Genomic DNA, 7,954 nt, shown 5'->3' on the forward strand with positions numbered 1-7,954 from the left:
TATAAGCAAGCGACAATCAATCAAAAACACAATTATACATTTATTTAATTTTTATTAATCCGACTATTACATGAACCAAAGAAGAGACTTTCTCAAGAAGATGGGACTGGCAAGTGCTGGATTATTGATGGCACAATCAGATTTGATCGCAGCACGTTCCTTTGCAAAGCCTAAGCAAATCGGCTTGCAATTATATACGCTTCGTGAGGAATTAGCGAAAGATGTACAAGGAACCATCAGTAAAGTATCAAAAATTGGCTTCAACCATGTTGAAACTTTTTTTAATTACTCAGGAGATGCCAGTAAAGATTTATTCTGGAATTTAAAAGCAAGTGAATTAAAACAATTATTATCGGATAATAACTTAGTAAGCCACAGTGGACATTATCAATTGAATGATTTCCTTACGCCCAACAAAGGAAATGACGATGCTCTAAAAACACAAATTGAGCTTTCAGCTACTTTAGGACAAAAGTATTTAGTTGTGCCAGTACCTCCATTTGGCTTAATCGATAAAATGACTTTGGACGATTATAAGTTTATGGCAGCACAGTTTAACAAAGCTGGCGAGTTGTGCCATAAATCAGGCTTACAATTAGGGTATCATAATCACTTCTGGGAATTTAAAGTATTGCAAGATAATAAATCGGGTTATGAAGTATTGCTAGAAGAAACCGACCCAGCTTTATTGAGTTTTGAATTAGACTTATTTTGGACAGTAAAAGCAGGAAAAAATCCAGTTGAATTATTCAAAAAATATCCAAAACGTTTTGTGATGTGGCATGTAAAAGACATCGACAAGCAATTTGCCAAAGCCGTTTATCCGGATGCCAACAAGAAAGGCATTTTTGATACTTTACGTGAAGTAAAATTTACAGAAGTAGGAACTGGAGCGGTAAATTTTAAAGACATTTTTGCTCACAACAAAGACCTTGAATATATTTTTGTTGAACAAGACCAAATTTATAGAGAGGACAAATTTGAAAGTATTAAAATGAGTTACGACTATATCAAAGGAAATCTTATTTAGGTTTGAAAGCAAAAAAGCATGTCATCAAAAATGACATGCTTTTAATATTATTATCCAATTTTATTTAAACTATTCTAAATTGCCAACCAATGTGATAATTGAACGGGCTGGAACTGTAATCGTTTGTATAGTAGAGGTAGATGGCAAAGGTTTTAAATCAGCATCTTTAGAAGTAACATAAGCTTTTACTGAACTTACTTTGATATTTGAAAGTGTAAGCTTTATATCAACAGGATTGATGTCTGAGTTGATAATAATTGTAATTAATTGCTTTTGAGCAAGGTCTTTGTAAGATGAAACTTGGAATAAATTATTCTGAGTATTTTCATTTTCAACCGTTGTAGCAATACGTTCTGCATTTGGACGAACGAAACGACTGAAATTACCAAAAGCCCAAAGCATTTTACTGGTACTAAAGTTTCCGTCTGTTTTATTTTTATCAATGTAAATCAATCCGTCTTTATAATCATAAGGAGAAATTGATAACCACCAATGCCATGCTGTAGCATTGCCATTCACTAAATCGTTGTGAATTGTTCTAGCAACATACAAAGCGGGGTCAATACCAAGATCTTTTTTATTACCATCCATTTCGCCAGCATTATCGCCCAAAATACAATATTCCGACATCCAATACTTTAGATTGGGAATTGTAGCAACACGTTCAGCCAATAATTTTCTTTTATCACGAGCTTGCAAAAATGGTGAACTCGTAAAATAACTATGTCCAGAAATGGCTTTTGTCAGATTAGGTAAATTCCCAACATAATTTGAAGAACTTGCTTCAAAAAAATCAGCAATTTGATAACCCTTCACTAAATTATCTTTCGCATACAAGAAGTTTAATTCACCTGCTTCTGCAATATTGATTTTGGTTGCAAGATTCGCTTTCAATAAACTAGCACTTAGCGAACGAGTAATCCCTGCAATTTCAGTATTATTAAAAGGAGTACCTTCTTGTCCGCCGTCACTCCACTCCCATTGGGGTTCATTCACGGGACTTACGTAATCAAATAGAATGCCTGTTTTGTCTTTCACGCCTTTTACGACAGTCGTCAAAAAATTGGCGAAAGTATCAAATTTATCAGCACTAAGGTTCGACTTACCGTTACTTGCATAAGCTTTTTTATTAACCGTAAATTGAATTGGTGGCGAATTAGTAAAGGCTAAAAAGTTTTTTACATTTCTTTGTTTAGCAGCATTCAAAAACCAAATTTGTCCAGCTTGTCTATCCCAATGATAGCTTCCATCATTATCCATAAAAGATTCTGCTCTTCTCCATTCATCTCTGATACCACTTTCGTCGCCAACAGCAGCACTTCCAGCGCCAATATTAAATCGCCATAACGATAAACCTATACCTTTGGGCTGTCCGCTGGCGGTTGTATCTTGACTAAATAATAAATCTGCAATACTATTTTTTTTACTTTCAGGCCAATTTCCAACAAATTGACAAGACCACGCATCCGAAGCTCCAAAATGTTCAATTGTTTGGAAAGTTTTTGCTCCGTCAATGCTAATGTTTACTTTTTTATTTTCCTCTGTTTTTACATTATCAGGCGTTACTTGTGCTTTTGTGCAACTAAAAAGTAAAAATAGAAAAGTGTAAGCCATGAGCCATTTTCTTAACAAAAAGGATTTACTTACTTTAAAAGATATTCTTATCATGCTTTCGAGGTATGTTTGTTTGAATGAAAAGATAGAATGAAGCACCAATATAGAAAGAAAGCCTTTCATTCAGGTAATTTTGAATGAAAGGCTTTCAAGATTAATAACCGCTCGTTTGCGATAATTTTCCATTAGAAGCTTGAATTTCAGCTCTTGGAATCGGTAAAAAATAATGTTTTTCTTCAAAATGACGACCTGTCAAGGCTTCCTTTTTATTGTAAGTAAGCGTGTTGCCATTTCTTACTACTTCAATACCATAAGCAGGGACATTTTCAGTAACATTGGCGATTTTCCAACGACGAACATCATAATAACGGTGTTCTTCAAAAGCTAATTCTACTTGACGTTCACGACGGATAACATCACGCATTTGTGCTTGTGTTAAACCCGTTTGAAGTGCTGGCATATTTACACTTGGTCTTTTTCTGATAGCATTAACGGCATCGTAAACACTTTGATCCGGACCAACCGCTTCGTTTTGTGCTTCTGCGTAGTTTAACAGAATTTCAGCATATCTGAAGTAAATCCAAGGCTGAGTGCCAGCAATATCCCAAGGGTTATCAATCGGTAAATTATCATTCATGAATTTCTTTAAATAATAACCCGTTTTTGAAGTATTCCAGTTTGATGGTCCATCTTTACTGTCTTTTCCACCTGGTAAATACGATTGAACGGTATTTGCTCTATAACCAGCATTATTATAAAGAATCGTCATGTAAAAACGTGGGTCACGATTGGTGTATGGGTCTTGACTATTATAACCAGAAGTTGGTTCAGTAATCGCTTTACCATTGTTCATTTCGTAAGCATCCACCATATTTTGTAAAGGCACATTTCCGCCCCAACCGCCATAGCTATTAGGTGCATTTGAAATTTCTAAACATACGTGGCGAGCACCTTGGGTGTATAATCTTTCAAAAATGATTTCTGAATTGTTTTCTGCCGTTAAAAATAGCTTATCATAACCATTTGTATAAAGGCTATATTTACCCATATCCATTACATCTTTTGATGCTTTAGCGGCTGCTTGCCAGTTGCCACTACTATACAATGGACTTGCTGCATACAATAACAAACGGGCTTTTAATGCCAATGCAGCACCTTTTGTAGCTCTGCCCAACTGCCAATTATTACCATTATCTCTTGGTAAAAGCGTACTTGCTTCATCTAATTCAGCTACTACGTAATCGATACAATCTTTGATAGACGATTTTGTATAAATGTCGGCATTGGCTAAATCTTGTCCTAATTCAAGCACTTGATCTTTCATCAAAACTACGCCACCGTAATTGCGGATAAGGTCTTGATAACGGAAAGCTCTTAAAAACTTCAATTCGCCTTTTAATCTATTTTTCTGAGTAGCACTCATCGGTACTTTATCAAGGTTTGACAAAGCATAATTAACATCACGAATACCACGGTAGCTTCTTCCCCAAATCGTACCAGCGATTCCAGTATTTTCTGGAGCTAATTGTCCTCTTTGTACTAACCAAGTATTGTCATCATTATTATAGATAGACTCGTCGGTCAATGAAGACCATAAGGCATATTCAAAACCTCTACCAAAACCCGGAGGAGTACCTTCGGCTTCTTTTTCGGTAAGTCGCACACCAACATAACGGTTAATTACATAAGATTCAAACAAAGAGGAATCTGAAAGAATAGACGCATCAGATACTCTATCGGTTGGTACTACATTCAGAAAGTCATTTTTACAAGCATTTACAGAAAGGAAAATCCCTGTGGCAATGACAAATATTGATATTATTCTTTTTGATTTCATGGTCGATAATTTTAAATATTAAAACTTAACATTTACACCGAGATTGATAATTCTCTGTTGTGGATAGAACTGTCCACTGCTACTGTTTCCTTCAGGGTCATAATCTTTTACCCCTGTAAGTGTCAGTAAGTTGAAAGCATTCGCATAAATACGTACTTGTTGTAATTTTATCGAACTTAAGAATGTTTTTGGAAGTGTGAATCCAACCTCAACATTTTTCAAACGAACAAAAGAAGCATCATTCAACCAGAAAGTATTATTGTATAATCCACCATTGATAGATGATGAAGCTCTAGTATCTACACGTGGATAAGTACCATTTGGATTCGATGGACTCCAACGGTTATCAGCCCAACTGCTGTAGAAATTTCCTACTTGTCCAGATTCAGGTAAAACATATTGGCTTACGTTTGTTTGACCAGAAAGTACACATGAAAAATCGAAGTTTTTATATCCTGCATTAAACACTACACCATAAGTAATTTGTGGTACGTTACCGTATTCCGTTCTGGTTTGGTCATCAGCAGTAATTTTTCCGTCTTTGTTATAATCTTCCAAAATTAAATCTCCTAATTGCGCACCAGCAACGTGAGGATAAGTATCTAACTCCGCCTGAGTTCTGAAAATACCGATTGATTTATATAATTGATAAGTATAAAGCGGGCGACCTGTCTGACGTTGATAATCCAAAGCACCAGCGGCTTCGTCAATAAAAATTACCTTACTTTTAGCATAAGTAAAATTGGCTGAAATATTGTATCTGAATTCACCAGCATGGCTATAACCCAAACTTGTTTCAAAACCACTGTTGTTTACTTTACCAATGTTTTCGTCAGGCACTAAAGTTCCTGAACCATAAGGATTTACAATTCCTGATACGTTTGGAATCGAAGCATTTCTGGTAGCAAGAATATTTGAACGTTGTTGTTGGAAATAAATAAATTCTAAAGTAATATTTTTGAAAACAGTAGTATTCAAGCCTAAATCCATCTTTTTCGCTGTTTCCCAAGTAATATCAGGGTTAGCTAATTTTGTTAAATCAATCCCTGAATGAATTGTATTCGCACCAATTACATAATTATTATTGAAAGAATAATTATTATAATATTGGAACTGACCAACGTTATCATTTCCTAACGATCCATAAGAAGCTCTAAGTTTTAAATCATTTACTTTTTCAGTTTTAAACCAAGGCTCTTCAGAAACTCTCCAACCTACCGATAGCGAAGGGAAGAAACCATATTGTTTTCCTTCTGGGAAAATTGAAGACCCATCTACACGCATCTGCACTTCTGCAAGGTATTTTTCATTGAAATTATAAGCGATTCTACTGATATAACTTTTTCTAGTAAAGTTATAGCTACTTCCATAATTGTTTTTATCGGTTGCTGCTGCACCACCTTGCGATAATTCAGGTGTTGAAACAGTAGGATAATTGATTCTTGAAGCACCAAATCTTTGTTGTGAATTTTTACTTTGTTCGTAAGCTACAAACGTTGAAAGATTGTGTTTGCCAGCATGTAATTCATAGTTCAATTTAATGTTCTGAACCATCGAAGAAGTATTGGTTTCATCTTGGCTCAACGTTGCAGCACCCGCAGAACCACCCGTAATTACTCTATTATAGACATTATTATTTTTGTCATAAGAATATAAAGGATATGGAGTACTGAAAGATTTAGAAAAATTATAAGATCTATCAGCTGAATATAAACCATCAATACTTAATCCTTTTACAAAAGGAAGCTTATAACTTGCTCTTAAAATACCATTGAAAACAGTAGTTGGGTTCAAATTAATTCCGCCTGCTGAAGTACCTAAAACAACTGGATTATTGTTTTCAACGCCTGTTGATGGTAAACCATTTGGATATACCGAAACAACCGTTGGGTAAGCTCTATAAATAGAACGGAAAACATTACCAGCACTTGAAGTTGGGTATTGTCTGTCTTCCTGACGACCCGCCAATGATAAACTTACTTTGAAATTATCTGTAATATTAGCTTCAACGTTTGATCTGAAATTATACTGTTTGTACTGCGTAACGCCATTTCTGTATAAACCATCTTGATAAATTGTTCCAAGCGATAGGTAATATTTAGTATTATCCGTTCCACCATTGATGCTTAAACTATGCTGATTTTGTAAAGCAACACTTTTCAATGCTTCTTTTTGCCAGTTAGTATTTGGATAATTAATTGGGTCTGAACCATTACTGAATTTAGTAATTTCGTCTGCACTATAATATTGGTTCATTCCACCCGCTGGATTGTTATAATAATCAATTTCGTTCAAGATTGTTGCATAAGTAGCCGCATCCGCTAATTTTGGTAAACGAGTTGGTGAGCTCAAACCTTGATTAAAGCTGTATGAAATCGTTGGTTTTCCTTTTCCACCTTTTTTAGTCGTTACAAGAATTACTCCATTTGCCGCTCTACTTCCATAAACAGCTGCCGAAGCATCTTTCAAAATTGAAATACTTTCTACGTCATTTGGGTCTAAACGCTCTAAACCTCCAATTTGTCCTGGTACTCCATCTACTACAATCAAAACATCATTGTTCCCAGTAGAAGCAAAACCTCTTACCGTATAGCTTGAACCGTCATAACCAGGTTCTCCACCTCTGTTGTTTGCCACAAAACCAGAAAAACGACCAGCTAAAGAGTTTGATAAATTTGGCTGTGGACTTTTCACAATTTCAGAACCTTTTACTTCCGAAACCGAACCTGTTAAAGTTACTTTTTTCTGTGTACCATAACCCACAACAACAACCTCTTCCAATGAACGAACATCTACTTTCATACTAACGTCAATAACTATACGCTTTCCGATAATTTGCTCTTGTCTGTCATACCCTACAAAGCTAAACACCAAGGTTTCGGCATCGTCAGGTATCGTAATAGAATACTTACCGTTGCTATCTGTTGATGTTCCTCTTTGTGTTCCTTTGATGCTAATATTTACACCCGGCAAAGGTTCTCCTTTTTCGGTATCAACTACTTTCCCAGTAATGGTACGTTCTTCTTTGACTAAAATATCAGAAGTATTTGGATCTTCATTAATCAACGAGACCGAAAGCGAGGGATTGGCATTTAAAATAATTTGTCCGCCCAATACTTTATAACCTACATTCATAGGTTTCAAAAGTGCTTCTAATACTTCTGATAAACGTTGTTCCGAGGAAGTAATATTTAACTTTCTATCCGCTTTAATTGCCTTTGAACTATACACAAATTTAACTTGAGCCTGCTGTTCAATCTTCTCAAGCACGTCTCTAAGTTTAATGTTTACGGCTTTTATTGTAATGGATTTATTCAAGAATTCTTGTGCCTTAGTATCAAAGCCATAAGAAAAACTTGTAAAGACCATCGCCAAGGCTACTCTACCCGAAGATTTTGTTCTTGAAAACAAAAAGGCTGAAATTTGAGCGACCAAGCATCAAAACAGCCTTTAAGGATGAGAAAAATCATCAA

At 35.4% G+C, this 7,954-nt stretch carries 4 protein-coding genes; 1 reads left to right on the forward strand and 3 read right to left on the reverse strand.

The annotated features are described in order from the left end of the window. Positions 1-70: 70 nt before the first annotated feature. The gene (locus HNP25_RS15125) at positions 71-1,030 is read left to right on the forward strand and encodes a sugar phosphate isomerase/epimerase family protein (RefSeq protein ID WP_184135422.1); all 960 of its coding nucleotides are present in this window, start codon (positions 71-73) and stop codon (positions 1,028-1,030) included. A 69-nt stretch (positions 1,031-1,099) separates the two neighbouring features. On the opposite strand, the gene HNP25_RS15130 is transcribed toward HNP25_RS15125, so the two are convergent. From HNP25_RS15130 to HNP25_RS15140, 3 genes are all read right to left on the reverse strand, one after another. Then, positions 1,100-2,644 (reverse strand): glycoside hydrolase, encoded by a 1,545-nt coding sequence (locus HNP25_RS15130; protein WP_184135423.1) that lies wholly within the window; start codon positions 2,642-2,644, stop codon positions 1,100-1,102. Positions 2,645-2,798: 154 nt separating this feature from the next. After that, positions 2,799-4,481 (reverse strand): RagB/SusD family nutrient uptake outer membrane protein, encoded by a 1,683-nt coding sequence (locus HNP25_RS15135; protein ID WP_184135425.1) that lies wholly within the window; start codon positions 4,479-4,481, stop codon positions 2,799-2,801. A gap of 18 nt (positions 4,482-4,499) precedes the next feature. After that, the gene (locus HNP25_RS15140) at positions 4,500-7,892 is read right to left on the reverse strand and encodes a SusC/RagA family TonB-linked outer membrane protein (protein WP_229202883.1); all 3,393 of its coding nucleotides are present in this window, start codon (positions 7,890-7,892) and stop codon (positions 4,500-4,502) included. Between the last annotated feature and the right edge of the window lie 62 nt (positions 7,893-7,954).

Source organism: Arcicella rosea, from assembly GCF_014204325.1.
GTDB lineage: Bacteria > Bacteroidota > Bacteroidia > Cytophagales > Spirosomataceae > Arcicella > Arcicella rosea_A.